General features: G+C 69.0%; 14 protein-coding genes and 1 riboswitch. Of the genes, 6 read left to right on the top strand and 8 right to left on the bottom strand.

Annotated features, from left to right (window positions below):
• Nucleotides 1–69: 69 nt before the first annotated feature.
• On the top strand, nucleotides 70–1,224 hold the full coding sequence (locus tag LX13_RS00605) for an aminotransferase-like domain-containing protein (protein ID WP_253659390.1): 1,155 nt from the start codon (nucleotides 70–72) through the stop codon (nucleotides 1,222–1,224).
• Nucleotides 1,225–1,238: 14 nt separating this feature from the next.
• Here LX13_RS00605 and LX13_RS00600 read toward each other — a convergent pair whose 3' ends face one another.
• Nucleotides 1,239–1,850 carry a class I SAM-dependent methyltransferase gene (locus tag LX13_RS00600; RefSeq protein ID WP_253659389.1) on the bottom strand — a complete coding sequence of 204 codons (612 nt, stop codon included), beginning with the start codon at nucleotides 1,848–1,850 and terminating at the stop codon, nucleotides 1,239–1,241.
• A 123-nt stretch (nucleotides 1,851–1,973) separates the two neighbouring features.
• Between LX13_RS00600 and LX13_RS00595 the strand changes: the two genes are divergently transcribed.
• A complete protein-coding gene (locus tag LX13_RS00595) occupies nucleotides 1,974–2,399 on the top strand; it encodes an HIT family protein (RefSeq protein ID WP_253659388.1) in 426 nt (141 codons plus the stop codon).
• On the opposite strand, the gene LX13_RS00590 is transcribed toward LX13_RS00595, so the two are convergent.
• From LX13_RS00590 to LX13_RS00570, 5 genes are all read right to left on the bottom strand, one after another.
• A complete protein-coding gene (locus LX13_RS00590) occupies nucleotides 2,400–3,716 on the bottom strand; it encodes an HNH endonuclease signature motif containing protein (protein WP_253659387.1) in 1,317 nt (438 codons plus the stop codon). It lies immediately after the preceding gene.
• A gap of 86 nt (nucleotides 3,717–3,802) precedes the next feature.
• On the bottom strand, nucleotides 3,803–4,702 hold the full coding sequence (locus LX13_RS00585; protein ID WP_253659386.1) for an SDR family NAD(P)-dependent oxidoreductase: 900 nt from the start codon (nucleotides 4,700–4,702) through the stop codon (nucleotides 3,803–3,805).
• Between the two features lie 32 nt (nucleotides 4,703–4,734).
• Nucleotides 4,735–5,157 carry a TIGR03618 family F420-dependent PPOX class oxidoreductase gene (locus tag LX13_RS00580; protein ID WP_253659385.1) on the bottom strand — a complete coding sequence of 141 codons (423 nt, stop codon included), beginning with the start codon at nucleotides 5,155–5,157 and terminating at the stop codon, nucleotides 4,735–4,737.
• 46 nt (nucleotides 5,158–5,203) lie between these two features.
• On the bottom strand, nucleotides 5,204–5,974 hold the full coding sequence (locus LX13_RS00575; protein WP_253659384.1) for a DNA-formamidopyrimidine glycosylase family protein: 771 nt from the start codon (nucleotides 5,972–5,974) through the stop codon (nucleotides 5,204–5,206).
• A gap of 1 nt (nucleotide 5,975) precedes the next feature.
• A complete protein-coding gene (locus LX13_RS00570; RefSeq protein WP_253659383.1) occupies nucleotides 5,976–10,682 on the bottom strand; it encodes an ATP-dependent helicase in 4,707 nt (1,568 codons plus the stop codon).
• A gap of 77 nt (nucleotides 10,683–10,759) precedes the next feature.
• A riboswitch (adenosylcobalamin (AdoCbl) riboswitch) is annotated at nucleotides 10,760–10,913 on the top strand.
• A gap of 1 nt (nucleotide 10,914) precedes the next feature.
• Between LX13_RS00570 and LX13_RS00565 the strand changes: the two genes are divergently transcribed.
• From LX13_RS00565 to LX13_RS00550, 4 genes are all read left to right on the top strand, one after another.
• Nucleotides 10,915–11,157: a CbtB domain-containing protein gene (locus LX13_RS00565; protein WP_253659382.1), complete on the top strand. Its 243-nt coding sequence runs from the start codon at nucleotides 10,915–10,917 to the stop codon at nucleotides 11,155–11,157.
• A 38-nt stretch (nucleotides 11,158–11,195) separates the two neighbouring features.
• Nucleotides 11,196–12,005 carry a CbtA family protein gene (locus tag LX13_RS00560; protein ID WP_253659381.1) on the top strand — a complete coding sequence of 270 codons (810 nt, stop codon included), beginning with the start codon at nucleotides 11,196–11,198 and terminating at the stop codon, nucleotides 12,003–12,005.
• Entirely contained in the window at nucleotides 11,915–12,562 is a 648-nt protein-coding gene (locus tag LX13_RS00555) for a histidine phosphatase family protein (RefSeq protein WP_253659380.1), read from the top strand. The genes LX13_RS00560 and LX13_RS00555 overlap by 91 nt, the downstream gene beginning before the upstream one ends.
• Before the next feature lie 66 nt (nucleotides 12,563–12,628).
• Nucleotides 12,629–13,852 carry an acyl-CoA dehydrogenase family protein gene (locus tag LX13_RS00550; RefSeq protein WP_253659379.1) on the top strand — a complete coding sequence of 408 codons (1,224 nt, stop codon included), beginning with the start codon at nucleotides 12,629–12,631 and terminating at the stop codon, nucleotides 13,850–13,852.
• 68 nt (nucleotides 13,853–13,920) lie between these two features.
• Here LX13_RS00550 and LX13_RS00545 read toward each other — a convergent pair whose 3' ends face one another.
• Nucleotides 13,921–14,934, bottom strand: a complete 1,014-nt coding sequence (locus LX13_RS00545; RefSeq protein ID WP_372499768.1) for an alpha/beta hydrolase — start codon at nucleotides 14,932–14,934, stop codon at nucleotides 13,921–13,923.
• A 94-nt stretch (nucleotides 14,935–15,028) separates the two neighbouring features.
• Nucleotides 15,029–15,406 carry a hypothetical protein gene (locus LX13_RS00540; RefSeq protein WP_253659378.1) on the bottom strand — a complete coding sequence of 126 codons (378 nt, stop codon included), beginning with the start codon at nucleotides 15,404–15,406 and terminating at the stop codon, nucleotides 15,029–15,031.
• Nucleotides 15,407–15,419: the final 13 nt, after the last annotated feature.

Below are 15,419 nucleotides of genomic sequence, written 5' to 3'. Positions count from 1 at the left end.
CGGGACATCCCCCGTCATCTGGTGACCACACGTATCACCGACTCACCTCGTACTTCCCTGGAGTCCCACGTGTCCGCACCCGTCACCCCGTCCGCCGCCCTGTCCAACGTCCGCGGTTCGGCGATCCGCGACCTGCTCAGCCTCACCGAGCGCCCCGACGTCCTCAGCATGGCCGGTGGTCTGCCCGCCACCGAGTTGATCCCGCAGGAGCGGATCGCCGTGGCCGCACAACGCGCGGTCGGTGATCGGGACCTCCTGCAATACACGGTCAGTGCCGGTCTGCGTGAGTGTCGCGACGCCGTCGCGCGGTACGAGGGGATCGACCGTCCCGAGCAGATCCTGATCACCCACGGGTCGCAGCAGGCGCTGTTCCTGCTCGCGCATGCACTCCTCGATCCCGGCGATCTCGTCGTTGTCGACGACCCGGTGTATGTCGGTGCGCTGCAGGTGTTCCAGTCGGTGCGCGCCGACGTCCGGGGTCTGCCGCTGACCGGCAGCGGCATCGACACCGACCTGCTCGAGCAGTGGTGCGCGGCCGGAGCGCGTCCGGTGATCGTCCACACCGTCAGCTCTTTTCACAACCCGGGCGGCGTGACCGCAGACGACGGGAGACGAGCCCACCTCGCCCGCCTCGCCGAGCGCTACGGTTTCTGGATCATCGACGACAACCCGTACGGCCGCTTGCGTTTCCGGGGAACAGAACCGACCCCGTGGCGAGACTTCGGTGACCGCGTCATCAGCCTGGGCACCGTGTCCAAGATCCTCGCGCCGGCACTGCGCGTCGGATGGTGCGTGGCGCCGACGGCGGTGATCGCGCTCGTCGAGCGCCTGCGCCAGGGCGCCGATCTGTGCGGCTCGACGTTCACCCAGTCGATGGTGGCCGATCTGCTGGGCGACGACGCGTGGCTCGACGGCCACGTCGCCGTCATCCGCGACGCGTACCGTGTGCGCGCCGCTGCACTGGTCGATGCACTCACGATGCACCTCGGATCGGCGGCGGAGTTCACCGCGCCGGAGGGCGGCATGTTCTGCTGGGTTCGACTGCCCGGGGTCGACACGACCGCTCTGCTCGACACGGCCGTCGCCCACGGCGTGGCCTACGTCCCGGGTTCGGCGTTCGCGGTCTCCCGAGACGCTGGTGACTGTCTACGACTCAGCTTCGCCGCCCTCGCGCCCGACGACATCGACCGGGCGGTGGCCCACCTGGCGGCGTCGCTCGGCTGAGTTCCGCCGAGCCGTCAGGCGTGTCGTGCCCGCAGCACGACGTCGTGGGTGTGGCGTCCGCCCCCGGCGGCCACGTCGCGGGGCCGCCGGGTGTCCAGCTCGACGAGCCAGTCACCCTGCAGGAGCGCGCAAACCATGTCGGTGGTCCCCACGTAGTCGGCGGGGTCGAAGCCGTGCGCCCGTGCCGTCTCGGCGTCCATGTCGGCGTGGTGGACGACGAGGAGGAGTCCTCCCGGTGCCACCGCTGCCATCAGGGCGTGCTCGGCTCGGCGATCGGGGGAGCTGGGCAGCGCCGGGTAGTGCACCGTCACCAGGTCGAACTGATCGGACTCCGCCAGTCCGGAGAGGTCGGACAGGCGCCACGTCACCTCGACCCCCGCCTGCCGGGCGGCCTCGGCACCGCGGTCGAGGGCCACGCGGGACACGTCGAGTGCGGTGACCGTCCAGCCCTGCTGCGCCAACCAGATCGCGTCGGCGCCCTCACCGCAACCCACGTCGAGGGCCCGGCCATCGGGCAGTTCGCCGACCTCGGCGACCAGGGACCCGTTGGGTCGACCGCTGAACAACTGTTCGGAACTGCTGAAGCGTTCGTCCCACTCCGCAGCGACCGTCTGTGCATCCGTCATGGGTGCAGCCTGTCGGACGAGACGTACCCGGCGCCAGCAGTGTTGCCGTTCCGGCAAACGTGGGGCCCGTCGGCGCGGCGCCGTCGTGCGTTCCGCGGAACGCACCTGACCTAGTGTCAGGAGATGAGCAAACAGTGCGTGTTCTGCGACATCGTCGCCGGTGACAGTCCGAGTGTGACGGTGGCCGAGGACGATACGAGCCTTGCGTTCATGGACATCAACCCGGCGTCCGACGGGCACCTGCTGGTGATACCGAAGCGGCACAGCACCGATCTGCTCGACATCCCGGCCGAGGACCTGACCGCGGTGACTCTGTCGGCTCAGCGCATCGCCGAGGTGGCCGTCCGAGAACTCGGTGCCGACGGCGTCAACCTGCTCAACTGCTGCGGGGCCGACGCGTGGCAGACCGTGTTCCATTTCCATCTGCACGTCATCCCGTGGTATGTCGACAAGACCAGAGATCGCCTGACCCTGCCGTGGGCACCGACGCGGGGGCGCATGGACACGATCGCCGAACTGGGCGCCCGGCTCAGTGCTGCCGCGAACTGATCAGGCGGCCATCGCATCTGCCGGTGTGGTGTCCGCGGCTTTCTCCCGCGCGCGCAGCGCCCAGATGTGGGTGAGGACATCCGTGGCGTAGGACAGGTCGAGCTTCTCGCCGCCCCAGTTGGGCACGATGGCTGCCGGAGCTATGGTGCGGTCGGGGCGGAACCGGGGTTCTGCGGCGATCGGTGGCGCCACCTCGATGAGGTCGCCTGCGGCAGTGTGGAACTCGAACTGTTGCGGCGCAGTGGGGACGATGCTGAATTCGTCGCGGTGCAGCCGACGGTGGTGCTCGCCCAGCAGCACGAGGTCGTCGAGATTCGTGGTCCCACCGTGTGACCAGAAGGTGACGTGGTGGACGTGTAGGAATCGGGTGCGGCCACAGCCGGGCATCGTGCAGCAGCGGTCCCGCATGAAGACCGCCCGGATCTGTGCCGGGCTGGGTGTGCGGCGTCGGCGTCCCCAGGCCAGCACGGCGCCCTGCTGCACGCGCACCGCGCGAACGATGGCGTCGCAGCGGGCCTCGTCACGCTCGTGGGTGTCGAGCGGTGGGCCGTCGTCGATGTGCGCGTCGCCGGTGGCGGAGTCCTCCACGATCAACACCTCGGCGCCGGGGGCGGTTTCGGGGACGTCGATCATGTCGCAGGCGATGTCGGACATCGCAGTGACCGCAGGCGCGATGTTCGACGGGACGTTTCGCCACAGATCGGTGGGCAGGCCCGAGTCGTCCGGCGATCCCGGCGATTCCGGTACATCGGGATCGTCGACGGTGCGGGTCCGTTCGTAGTCGCTGCGCACGACGCCGGCAAGGAACCGTGCGCCGTCGACCGGGTTGAGCCGCATCGACACTCGTAAGGTCCCGTCGTCGTCCCAGTTCCACCCGGCCGTGGATTCGGCGGGCGCGGCGTCGGGTGCCCCGCGCCGGTTGATGGTGCGCAGTCCACGGCAGAGACGTTCGACCTGTTCGGCGGTCGACGACAGAGCGATGTCGACCAGTTCGGGTTCGCTGTCGGCGGTGGCCACGCGTGAGACGGCGCGCACCTTCGAATAGGACAGCCGCCCGTGCGCGAATGCGTCGTGCAGGTGTGGGAGGCCGGCGAGCGCATGGGCGACGCGCAACTGATCCTGCGCGGTGCGTCGCGACAATCCGGTCTTCCACGACAACCACTGTGCGCACGACCGGATGTTGACGCCGTTCCACGCGCCCCGGGTGTCGAACTCCCGCAGCGCATCCAGGAACGTGCAGGTCTGTGCGGCCAGCTGGCCGGCGTGACCGATGACCGTGTCCTCGAGTTCCCCGTCTGACATGTCCACGAAATCCATTGCCATCCCTCCCCGGATGTGATGAATCTACTGGGGAAGAATACCGACGGGCACCGACAAAAACGTTCCGCTGAACGCGGTGTGGATCAGCTAAGCGGCCACGACGTACCGGTCTGGCTCTCGGCCATCTCCCACAGTTGCCGGGCGGCGGCGAAATCGCAGGCGTTGCCGGTTCGCCCGGCCAGAGTGGGGCCACCCTTGTAGCCGAAACGGCTGTCGATGCCGACGTAGCTGCCCGGCGGGATGGGCTCGCTGAGGCAGTAGAGGGTGGGGCCGGCGCCGGCGTCGATGTCGTTGGCGAAACGGTTGGCGACCACCTGGACACCCTTGTGGAAGGTCGACATCAACGGGGTGTCGGAGACGTTCGAGATGTTGGAGGCGACCCATCCCGGGTGCGTCAGCTGGGAGGTCACCGGCGACCCCGATTCGCGCAGGCGACGGTCGAGTTCGAGCCCCCAGAGCATCACGGCGAGCTTCGACCGTGAGTAGGCGCCCATGATGTTCCACTTCCGCGACGTCAGGTGCAGGTCGTCGAGACGAATGGTGGCTTGCTTGTGGGCGTCGGACCCGACGTTGATGATCTGCGAACGGACGCGGGGGAGAATGAGGTTGGTGAGCGCGAACGGTCCGAGGAAGTTGGTCCCGATCGTCTTCTCGAACCCGTCGGCGGTCTCCTCCCGGTTCTGCGAGACGAGCCCGGCGTTGTTGATCAGGATGTCGACGTCGTCGTCGAGCCGCTCGGCGAATGCCCGCACCGACGCCAGATGCGAGAGGTCGATGTGCGCTACCTCGGTGGACCCGCCGATCTCGGTGGCCCGCTGCGCACCCAGTTCGGTGTTGCGGACCGCGAGGATGACGTGCGCGCCTGCGCCGGCGAGAGCGTGGGCGGTTGCGAGTCCGACACCGTTCGTCGCGCCGGTGACGATGATGCGTTGACCGGTGCGATCGCCGAGGCGAGCCGGGGTCCAGTGCTGATCGGAGGGCATGAGCCCAGGGTAGGGCAGCCGGTACGGCCGGCTCAGTCCTTCCAGGGGCCGACGCCGCCGACCTTCTCGATCCGGATGCGGGTGATGTATCCGGGCGGCGCGTCCTGCGGCGGGAAGCCGGAGCCGGCAGGTGCGAGCGAGGCCGCGAGGTCGGACAGCAACTCCGGCGCACCGCCCTCGATGATGTCGGCTGTGCCGTTGATCGCCAGGTAGGGCGTCATGAGGGCCGCAGGGTCTGATCCCACGATGGTGACTGCGACGCGCGGGTCACGGCGGACGTTGCGCACCTTCTGATACACCCCCAGGTGGGCAGTGAGCAGCTCGTCGCCCTCGGGCGTCGAGCGCAGCGCCACCCAGACGACCGACACCTGCGGGCCGCCGTCGGGGTTCAAAGTCACGAGGGTCGCGTCGGCGCCGGATCCGACCAGTGCGCGCGCCGAGTCGTTGAGTCTCATGGGACATCCAAGGCCGCCCGAGGAGCGGGTATTCCCGACCGTCGACTCAGGTCTGACAGCGGGTGCAGTGGTAGAGGACCCGTTCCTCGCTGTCGTCCTCACCCAGGAAGTCCCGGCTGATGGGCGTACCGCACCGGAAGCACGGCTTCCGTCCGCGTCCGTAGACGTAGTAGCGCTTGCCGTTCACGTTCACGCCGGTCGTCGTGCGGATGCGGGAACGGTTGGCCTGCAACAGCCTGTGACACAGGTCGACCATTGCAGGGATGTCCACGTCGGCCACTTTCCTGCGCGGGTCCACCCCGCGCAGGAAGCAGGCCTCGCAGCGGAAGACGTTGCCGACGCCCGCCATCAGATGCTGGTCGAGCAGCGCGAGACCGATGGGTCGATCGGGGTCGCGCATGAGGTTGGCGACGGCGACGTCGGTGTCCCAGGTGGGGCCGAGCAGGTCGGGGCCGATGTAGGCCAACGCGCCGTCGGCGTCGGTGAGCATCTCGCAGATCCCCATCTCGAAGGCGACCGCCTCGTGGGTGTCGGTGCGCAGCACCAGCCGTGCGTGGAAGGCGGGGCGACGCCACTTCGTCCCGATCGGGTGGACGTGCCACGCCCCCTCCATCTTCAGGTGGGTGTGGATCGAGAGGTCGTCGCCGACGTCGATCAGATGGTGCTTGCCCACCGAGCGCACCGATTCGACCGTCCGCCCGCTCAGATCCACCGTCGCGAACCGCGGAACGCGGAACTGGCAGTGCGCGATCACCTTGCCCTCGAACGCTGTACGAACGCGTGCGGCGGCCTGGTACACGGAGTCGCCCTCGGGCACCTCAGCGCACCATGTGCCGGAGTCGGATGCCCCGCGGTGTGGCCGTGAACCCCGACTCGGTGAGTGCGGTGGCGAGATCGGTGCCGAAGATCGGATCGCCGTCGACACGTTCGATCAACAACCGGCTGACGCCACCGGACCGTACGGTCGCCGCGAGTGCGGTGGCCGCGGGTACGAGGTCGGCGGCACGGTCGCCGAAGGTCAGGACCGTCTTACCGCCCCGCTCGACGAACAGGGTCAGGCGCCCGTCGACGAGCACCACCAGAGCACCTGGTTTCCGTCCGGGGCGGTGCCCGGCGTTCTCGGTGTTCGTCGACTCCGGCCACGTCAACGCCGCGCCGAACGGGTTGGCGGGATCGGTTGCGGCGAGCACGGTCGCGTTCTGCGGGCCGGTGCGATCGTCGGTCGCGTCCTCGGTGTGCTCGCGCAACGCGTCGACGGTGCCGGTCGCCGCGAACTGGGCGCCGCCGAGACCGTCGATGTAGTACCCGCGGCGGACCTTACCGCTGTCCTCGAAACCGCTGAGCGCCTTGTAGATCCGCGCGAATCCACCCAGCACGCCCTCGTTGCTGACCGACCCCTTGGTGACCACGCCGTACCGCTCGAGCAACTGCTCGCAGATCCCGTGCGTCGACACCGTCGGGTCGTCGACGCGGGCATCGAGGGCGAACCACCGACCGGCGACGGTGGGAGGCGTCTGACGCAATGACATCTGCGACTCGCTGAGGTACCGGGTGGACAGACGGTGCCCCCGCAGGCGCGGTGCCCGGCCGCGGCTGCGGTGCGCGGGGGTACCGCGCGGCGTACCCGGCGACTTCCGTGGACTGAGCAGCGCCCGCACGGGCGCGAAGGTGTCGTTGCTGATCTGACCGGCCCACACCAGATCCCACAGGGCGCGCTCGAGATCGGCGTCGTCGGGCACGGGACCGTCGTCGGCGCTCGCCGGGGCCAGCTGTCGGAACTGGTAGGCACCGCCGTGTTCGAGGTGTCCGAGCAGCCCGCGGTGGACCTCGGTGATGTCGATCTCGGCGGGTTCGGGCAGGGTCAGGGGTGCGAGGTCGGTGGGGTGCAGGCTGATCCAGCCGTCGGCGGTACCGAGCCGGCCGTGTCCGGCCCAGGCCACCTCGCCACCCGCCATGAGTTCGTCGAGCATCCCCGCCCGGTAGTCGGCGACCCGGGCGGGCAGGATCAACGACTCCCACGCCGACGCCGGGATCGGTACCCCGGCGAGTTGGTCGATCACGGTGGCGACGCCGTCGGCGCCGCGCAGGGGCTTGCGGGACTCGCTCGCCTGCGAATCGGCGGGGCGCAGATGCTGCCAGTCGAGCAGGAACCGGGAGAAGGCGTCGACCGAGACCGGGGCGATCTCGGCGCGACTCGCGGCCAGCGAACCCCGGCGGATCTGTGCGAGCACCTCGGTGTTGCACCACTGCTGTGCGTCGGGTGTGGCGTCGGCCGGCTCCGGACGGAAGTCGCCCTCGATGACGCGGCGTTCGGATGCCAACCTGCGCAACGTGTCCCGGACGACCGCGACCGGGATGCCGATCGAGGACGAGGCCTCGGCCACCGTGAACGGCCCGTGGGTGCGGGCGAAGCGGCCGACGAGATCGCCGACGGGGTCGGGCACCGGTTCGCTGAACGCGGCCGGGACGCCGAGCGGCGCCGGGATCCCGAGCGCGTCGCGCAGACGGGCGGTGTCCTCGATGGCCGCCCACAGCACCGCGCCGGCGTGGTTGACCGAGATGACCCGGTTGGTCAGCTGCAGGTTCTCGACCAGCTCGCGTGGGGTGGCGGGGGAGTCGGTGAGGGTGAACCGCTCGGCGATCTGCTCGTCGGTGAGCGGCCCGAGCCAGCGCAGCAGGTCGGCGATGCCCTCGGCGTCGTGCGCGCGGCGATCGGGGTGGGTGCGCTGCAGCTTGGTCTCGACATCGGAGATGACCGCGGGGTCGAGCAACTCGCGCAGGTCCACTCGCCCGAGGAGCTGGGCCAACAGGGCGGTGTCCAACGACAGCGCCGCTGCACGCCGTTCGGCCAGCGGGGCGTCGTCGGCGTACATGAACGCACCGACGTAGCCGAACAGCAGCGACGCCGCCAGAGGGGATGGGGAGTCGGTCTCCGTCTCGACGATGCGGATCTTCCGCGTCGAGATCCCGGTGAGCAGGTCGGTGAGCGCGGGCAGGTCGTAGACGTCCTGCAGGCACTCGCGCATCGTCTCGAGGATGATCGGGAACTGCGGGAACTTGGCTGCGACGGAGAGCAGCTGGGCGCTGCGTTGGCGCTGCTGCCACAGGGGGGCGCGCTTGCCGGGGTTGCGGCGGGGGAGCAGGAGCGCGCGCGCCGCGCACTCGCGGAACCGGCTCGCGAACATCGCCGACCCACCCAGCTCCTCGGTGACGATGTCCTCGATCTCGTCGGGGTCGATCACGAACAGCGACGCGCCGGGCGGATCGTCGTCGGTGTCGGGCAGACGCACGATGATTCCGTCGTCGGAGGCGGTGGTGGCGCCGTCGAGTCCGAGACGATCGCGCAGACGCGCGCCGATGGCACTGGCCCACGGAGCGTGGACACGCAATCCGTAGGGCGAGTGCAGGATCACGCGCCAGTCGCCGAGTTCGTCGCGGAAGCGCTCGACGACCAGGGTGCGGTCGGTGGGCAGGTGCCCGGTCGCGTCGCGCTGTTCGGCGACCAGCGTCCGGAGGTTGTCCCGCGCGTAGTCGGTCAGACCGAGCTCGCGTGCGCGGTCCTCGAGCACGGTCGACGTGCCCGAACTGAGGTCGTCGGCGATCTCGCCCATGAACTTGCCGATGGCTGCACCGAGTTCGCTGGGCCGACCGACCGCGTCGCCGATCCAGAAGGGGAGTCGGCCGGGTTGGCCGTATGCGGGCGAGACCAGCACCCGGTCGTGGGTGATGTCCTCGATGCGCCAGCTCGAGGCGCCGAGCGCGAACACGTCGCCCACGCGGGACTCGTACACCATCTCCTCGTCGAGTTCGCCGACGCGCGTGCCCTTCTCGCCGACCATGAACACGGCGAACATGCCGCGATCGGGGATCGAACCGCCCGAGGTCACGGCGAGACGTTGCGCGCCCGGCCGGCCGGAGATCGTCGACGCGTCGCGATCCCAGACGACGCGGGGCCGCAGCTCGGCGAACTCGTCGGACGGGTAGCGCCCCGACAGCAGGTCGAGGGTCGCCTCGTACGCCGACCGGGGCAGCGTCCGATACGGCGCGGCGCGGCGCACCGTCTCGAACCACGCCTCGACGTCGAGCACGTCGACGGCGCTCGCCGCCACGGTGTGCTGGGCGAGGATGTCGAGCGGGTTGGCCGGTATCGCGATCTCCTCGATCAGCCCGTCGCGCATGCGGGAGACCGCGACCGTGCTGTGGATGAGATCGGCCCGGTGCTTGGGGAACAGCACCCCCTTGCTGATCTCGCCGACCTGGTGACCGGCGCGACCCACCCGCTGCAGCCCGCTGGCCACCGACGGGGGTGTCTCCACCTGGATCACGAGATCGACCGCACCCATGTCGATACCGAGTTCCAGCGAGCTGGTCGCCACGACGCAGCGCAACCGGCCGGCCTTGAGGTCGTCCTCGATGAGTGCGCGCTGTTCCTTCGACACCGACCCGTGGTGGGAGCGGGCCAGCAGCGGTTCGGCGCCGGAGCTGGCGCCGCTGCCCATGACATAGGCGGGCGCCCCGCCGGGCACCGACGTGTTCGGGCCTTTCTCCGCCGGATCGCCGATCCGCTCGGCGTGGATCTCGTTGAGCCGCGCGGTGAGCCGCTCGGACAACCGTCGCGAGTTGGTGAAGACGATGGTGGACCGGTTCTTCTCGACCAGGTCGACGATGCCGTTCTCGACGTAGGGCCACAGCGATCCCGCCGTGGGCGCGGTCTCGTCGTCGAACTCCCCGACGCCGGGCGGAGCGGGGATGTTGGCCATGTCCGGGACCGGGACGTCGACCTGCAGATCGAACGTCTTGGCCGCGGGCGGCGAGACGATCGTGCACGGTGCGGCCCCGGCCAGGAACCCGGCGACGCGGTCGGCCGGGCGGACCGTGGCCGACAACCCGATCCGCTGGACCGGGGCGGCCAGCAGGTCGTCGAGCCGTTCGAGGGACAACGCGAGATGTGTGCCCCGCTTGGTGGCCGCGACGGCGTGCACCTCGTCGACGATGACGGTGTGTACCGACGTCAGCGTCTCGCGCGCCGACGACGTCAGCATCAGGAACAACGACTCGGGCGTGGTGATGAGGATGTCGGGCGGGGTGCGCAGCAGCAGGCGGCGCTGCGCGGTGGGGGTGTCGCCCGATCGCACGCCGACGGTGATGTCCGGCGCGGGCAGCCCCAGGGCGACCGCCGACCGGGTGATCCCGGCCAACGGTGCCCGGAGGTTGCGCTCGACGTCGACCGCGAGGGCCTTGAGTGGGGATATGTAGAGCACGGTGGTACCCGTGCGGGAGGGAGCGTCGGGCGCACCCGGTGTCGGAGCGGCGTGTTCGGATGCGAGGCGGTCGAGCGCCCAGAGGAACGCCGAGAGGGTCTTGCCGGATCCGGTCGGGGCCACCACCAGGGTGTGGGCGCCGTCGGCGATGGCGTTCCACGCACCGATCTGAGCCGGGGTCGGGGCCGTGAACGCACCGGTGAACCAGTCGCGGGTGGGCGCGCTGAACCGCGCGAGCACGTCGGCAGCGACGGTGGTGGTCATCGGTCCATGATCCACCACACCTGTGACAACTCCGCCGTCTCGCCGGGCGATGCGTATTGACCAGCGGTGATGGTCGGCAATACAGTCATGCGAGCTGTGCGCGGGGAACCCGGTGAGAATCCGGGACGGTCGCGCCACTGTGAGGTCGCCGACGAGGTGATCGAGTCAGGTATCCGCGCACGGCACACATCACCCCCACGACACGGGACGCGCAATCCCGTTGAGGAGCTCCATGTCGAACGCATCTGTCGCCACCGCGAACCGCCGGGCCGTCCCCGGCTCGCTGGTTCTCGACACCCCGGACATCTCGCTGGTCAACACCGCGCTGTGGCTCACCGCCACCACCGCGGTCGCGGCACTGGCCTACTACTTCCTCGGCTACGACCAGGGCGCCGTCTCGATGTTCGGTGCCGACACCCACGTGCACGAGTTCGTCCACGACGCCCGTCACTTCCTCGGTTTCCCCTGCCACTGAGCACCCCACCGGTCGTAGCGAAGGAAGTCGACAACTCCATGGAGAAGAAATTCATCGGCGCCGGACTCATCTCGGGTCTGGTCGCCGGATTGTTCGCGTTCGTGTTCGCTCGGATCTTCATCGAGCCACAGGTGGTCAAGGCCATCGATTACGAGGGTGGCCGCAGCGCCGCCGAGGAGATGCTGGCGGGCGGGCATGGAGGCCACGAGCACCCCGAGGTCTTCACCCGCTCGATACAGGAGAACATCGGTGCCGGCGTCGGCTCGATCGTCTTCGGACTGGCGATGGGCGCGATCTTCGCGGTGATCTTCACCGTTTTGTGGGCCTACGTCGGTCGTCGGTACCCGTCCGTCGATCCTCGTCTCGTCGCCGGTCTGCTGGCGTTCGGCGGGTTCATCGCGGTCTATCTCGTGCCGTTCGGCAAGTACCCGGCCAACCCGCCCGCCGTCGGCAACGACGACACCATCGGCTCGCGCAGCGGGTCCTACCTGACGATGACGCTCGTGTCGTTGGTCGTCGCGATCGCCGCGGTGGTCCTGGCGTTCTGGCTGTTGCCTCGCATCGGCGGCCTGTACGCGCTGATCGTGTCCGCGGTCGGCTATCTCGCGATCGTCGGTGTCGCGATGGCGCTGCTGCCGAGTTTCGACGAGGTGCCCACGGCCCTGACCGCTCCGGACGGGGCGATCGTGTTCCCGGGCTTCCCCGGTGACGTCGTCGGTACGTTCCGCTTCTACTCGATCGCCAATCAGATGATCCTGTGGACGGTCCTCGGACTGGTCTTCGCGGTCGTGCTCACGCGGCTTGCGACGCGCCGCACCACGCAGGCGGCCGCGGAGTCGCTTCGCTGACCGTCCGGGTCATCGCCGCCGGACGGACCGGTCCCAACCGGGACCTGAGATTCGGATCAGAACACCACGACCTCGACGAGACCGGCCGGCGCGACTGCCGCCGGCTCGTCGAGGGATCGGCGGGTCTCACGTCGGTCGGTGTGGCGTTCTGCGGGCCGGAGGCGTCGGTGGTGCAGACCGCCGACCTACTGGGCATCCACGCAGGCGTCGACGCCGGTCTGTGTTCGCTCGATCTCGGGCGCTGGCAGGGTCGCGCACCAGAGGACATCCCCGTCGGCGAACTGCGTGACTGGTTCACCGACGTCGCCTCGGTGCCCCACGGCGGAGAGAGCATCGCGGATTTCGTTGCGCGCATCGGTGATTGGCTCGACCGGGCCCGCAGCCCCGAGATGATCCTCGTCGTCTCGATGCCGGTGGCGCAGGCCGTGATCGCGTGCGCCACCCACGGCGGCCCGCATGACTACTGGTCCATCGAGGTGGAGCCGGCCTCCGAGCACACGGTGTCCCTGCCACTGGACAGTGGCGGGGATCGGTGTCACTCTGATACACAGAAATGAAGCAAGTTTCACTTTTTGTTTCATCGATGCCCATCAGTGACGCCATCAGCGCCGGAGGAATGCCCCATGTACGAATGGTCCGAAGAAGATCTCATGATCCGCGATGCCCTGCGCGGGTTCATCGACAAAGAGGTCCGACCGCACCTCGATGAGCTCGAGACCGGGGTGCTCCCGCCCTACGACATCGCGCGGAAGCTGTACACCACCTTCGGCGTCGACCAGATGGCCCGCGAGGGTCTGGAGAAGGAGCTCGAGTCCGAGGCGACCGGGGCCGCGAAGCCGGCCACGGTGAGCGGTGGGATGGGCGACAGCACGTTCATGCTGCTCAACACCGAGCTCGCGGGCGTCAGCCTCGGCATCATCGCGTCGCTGGGCGTCTGCCAGCTCACCATCGGCACCATCCGCTCGAAGGGCACCCTGGCGCAGAAGAAGCGCTGGCTCCCCGAACTCGTCACGTTGGAGAAGGTCGGCTCCTGGGCCATCACCGAGCCCGACTCCGGTTCGGATGCGTTGGGCGGCATGAAGACCACCGTCAAGCGCGACGGTGAGGACTACATCCTCAAGGGCAACAAGACCTTCATCACCAACGGCCCGTACGCCGACACCATCGTGGTGTTCGCCAAGCTCGACGAGGGCGACGGCACCCCGATCCGCGATCGCAAGGTGCTGACCTTCGTGCTCGACAAAGGCATGGAGGGGCTGACCCAGGGCAAGGCGTTCAAGAAGATGGGCATGATGTCCTCGCCCACCGGTGAGCTGTTCTTCGACAACGTGCGCGTGTCCAAGGACCGTCTGCTCGGCGAGACCGAGGACACCGGCGCGGACAAGCGGGGCGGCGAGGGCGCGAAGGCCGGCTTCACCACCGAGCGGGTCGGCATCGCCGCGTTGTCGCTGGGCATCATCAACGAGTGCCTGCGCCTGTCGGTCGACTACGCCCGCAACCGCACCCTGTGGGGCAAGAACATCGGCCAGTTCCAGCTCATCCAGCTCAAGCTCGCCGAGATGGAGATCGCGCGGATCAACGTGCAGAACATGATCTTCAGCGCGCTCGAGCGCGGCAAGGACGGTAAGGCGATCAGCCTGTCGGAGGCGTCGGCGATGAAGCTCTACTCGTCGAAGGCAGCCACCGATGTGGCCATGGAGGCCGTCCAGCTGTTCGGCGGCAACGGCTACATGGCCGAGTACCGCGTCGAACAGCTCGCCCGCGACGCCAAGTCGCTCATGATCTACGCGGGCAGCAACGAGATCCAGGTGACCCACGTCGCGAAGGGCCTGCTGGCCGCGAAGTAGTCGCTCACCAACGAGACGACCGCCGAGCCCTCAGGGCCCGGCGGTCGTCTCGTCTTCTACGTCTGCGCTCAGGCGCCGATCGCACGACCGAGCTGCGGCCAGGACCGGTGCAGCTCGTCCTGCCAGTAACCCCACGAGTGCGTGCCGCCGCCGGGGAAGTGGAAGGTGGCGGGGATCTTCAACTGGCCCAGGCGCTCGGCGAGCTGATGGGTGCAGGCGTTGGTCGCGGCCTCGATCGGACCACCCAGGATGATCTGTGAGCCGAGGTCGGCACCCGGGCGCAGGTCCGCCTGGTTGTCGTACTTGCCGGGCAACCCGCTGCCGCTGGAGATGTAGAGGCTCGTCCCACGGAGCTTGGGTGCGGTCACCAGGGCATCGTGGTTCGTCCAGCCCGGTCCGGGGTAGCGACCCCACATGTTGGTCACGTTGGCGCCGCCGCGGCTCTCCACCACGAGACGGACGTAGGCCTGACCCGCCGGGCTCGACGACGCGGCGCAGCCGCTGTAGGCGCCGACCGAGCGGTAGAGACCGGGGTGTTCGACGGCCAGGTTCAACACCGACGACGCCGACGACGAGATGCCGGCGATGGCGTTGCGCCCGGTGGTCGCGAACGCCTGGTCGATGATGGTGGGCAGTTCCTTGCCGAGGAACGTCGACCACAGCGGCTTGCCGAGCACCTTGTCGGTGCGCTCCCAGTCGGTGTAGTAGCTGTAGGCGCCCGCGTTGGGAGTGATGACGTTGACGTTCTTGTCGGAGAAGAACTTCACGACGTCGGTCTGTCGCTCCCAGGTCGCCGCGTCCTCGCCGCCGCCTGCGCCGTTGAGTAGGTAGAGGGTCGGCCGCGGAGCGCTGCGATCCTTCGGCAGGATGACCGAGAGCGGGATGACCTTGTTCATCGCGGCCGAACGGACCTCGATGTTCAGCTGCCGATCACCGGTCTTGGTGACCGTGACGAGTTGTGAGCCGTCCGCCGACTTCGCGCCGGGAACGGGGAGCGGGGCTGCGGTCGCGGTCGGGACGGTGACCGTCCCCGCCAACACGACTGCGGCGGCCGCCGCTGCGGTCAGCAGCGCGGTGCGCACACGGGCAACCGGGGTCCGGTGAGACAAGGGTCCAGGCCTTTCGAAGGAGGTTGGTCGATCCTATCCTCGACTATCGCTCGCGGACGCCAAGGTCTTACAGTTCGGCCGAAGGGTCGACAGTCAGACCCAGTGCGCCCTCGACGAAACGGGTGACCGCCGCGCTCCCCACGGCGAGAGCCTCGGTGTGATCGGCGCGGTGGGCCGAGGTCAGGCGCGCGTGATCTGGCCGGCGGTCGTCGGTGGTGACCGCGATCAGTGCGATCAGCTCACCGGTGGTCGGTTCGCAGACCGCCCAGGTGAACCGCGACTCGTCGGCCCACCACGAGGCGGCATCGACCACGAACTGCGCGGGTGAGCCGCTCGCGGTGCCGAGCAGACCCGTCTCGGCGAGCGCGGGGACGTCACTGACCCGTTCGTCGTCGCGGAGCGCGCGCAGGTACCACGCGCCGGCGTTGATCTCCACGGGTTCCATCGCGGAGACCGGG

Source organism: Williamsia maris (genome assembly GCF_024171815.1).
Classification (GTDB): Bacteria; Actinomycetota; Actinomycetes; order Mycobacteriales; family Mycobacteriaceae; genus Williamsia_A; species Williamsia_A maris.
The sequence above is the reverse complement of the archived record's forward strand: the minus strand, read 5'-3'. Positions and strand labels throughout refer to the sequence as shown.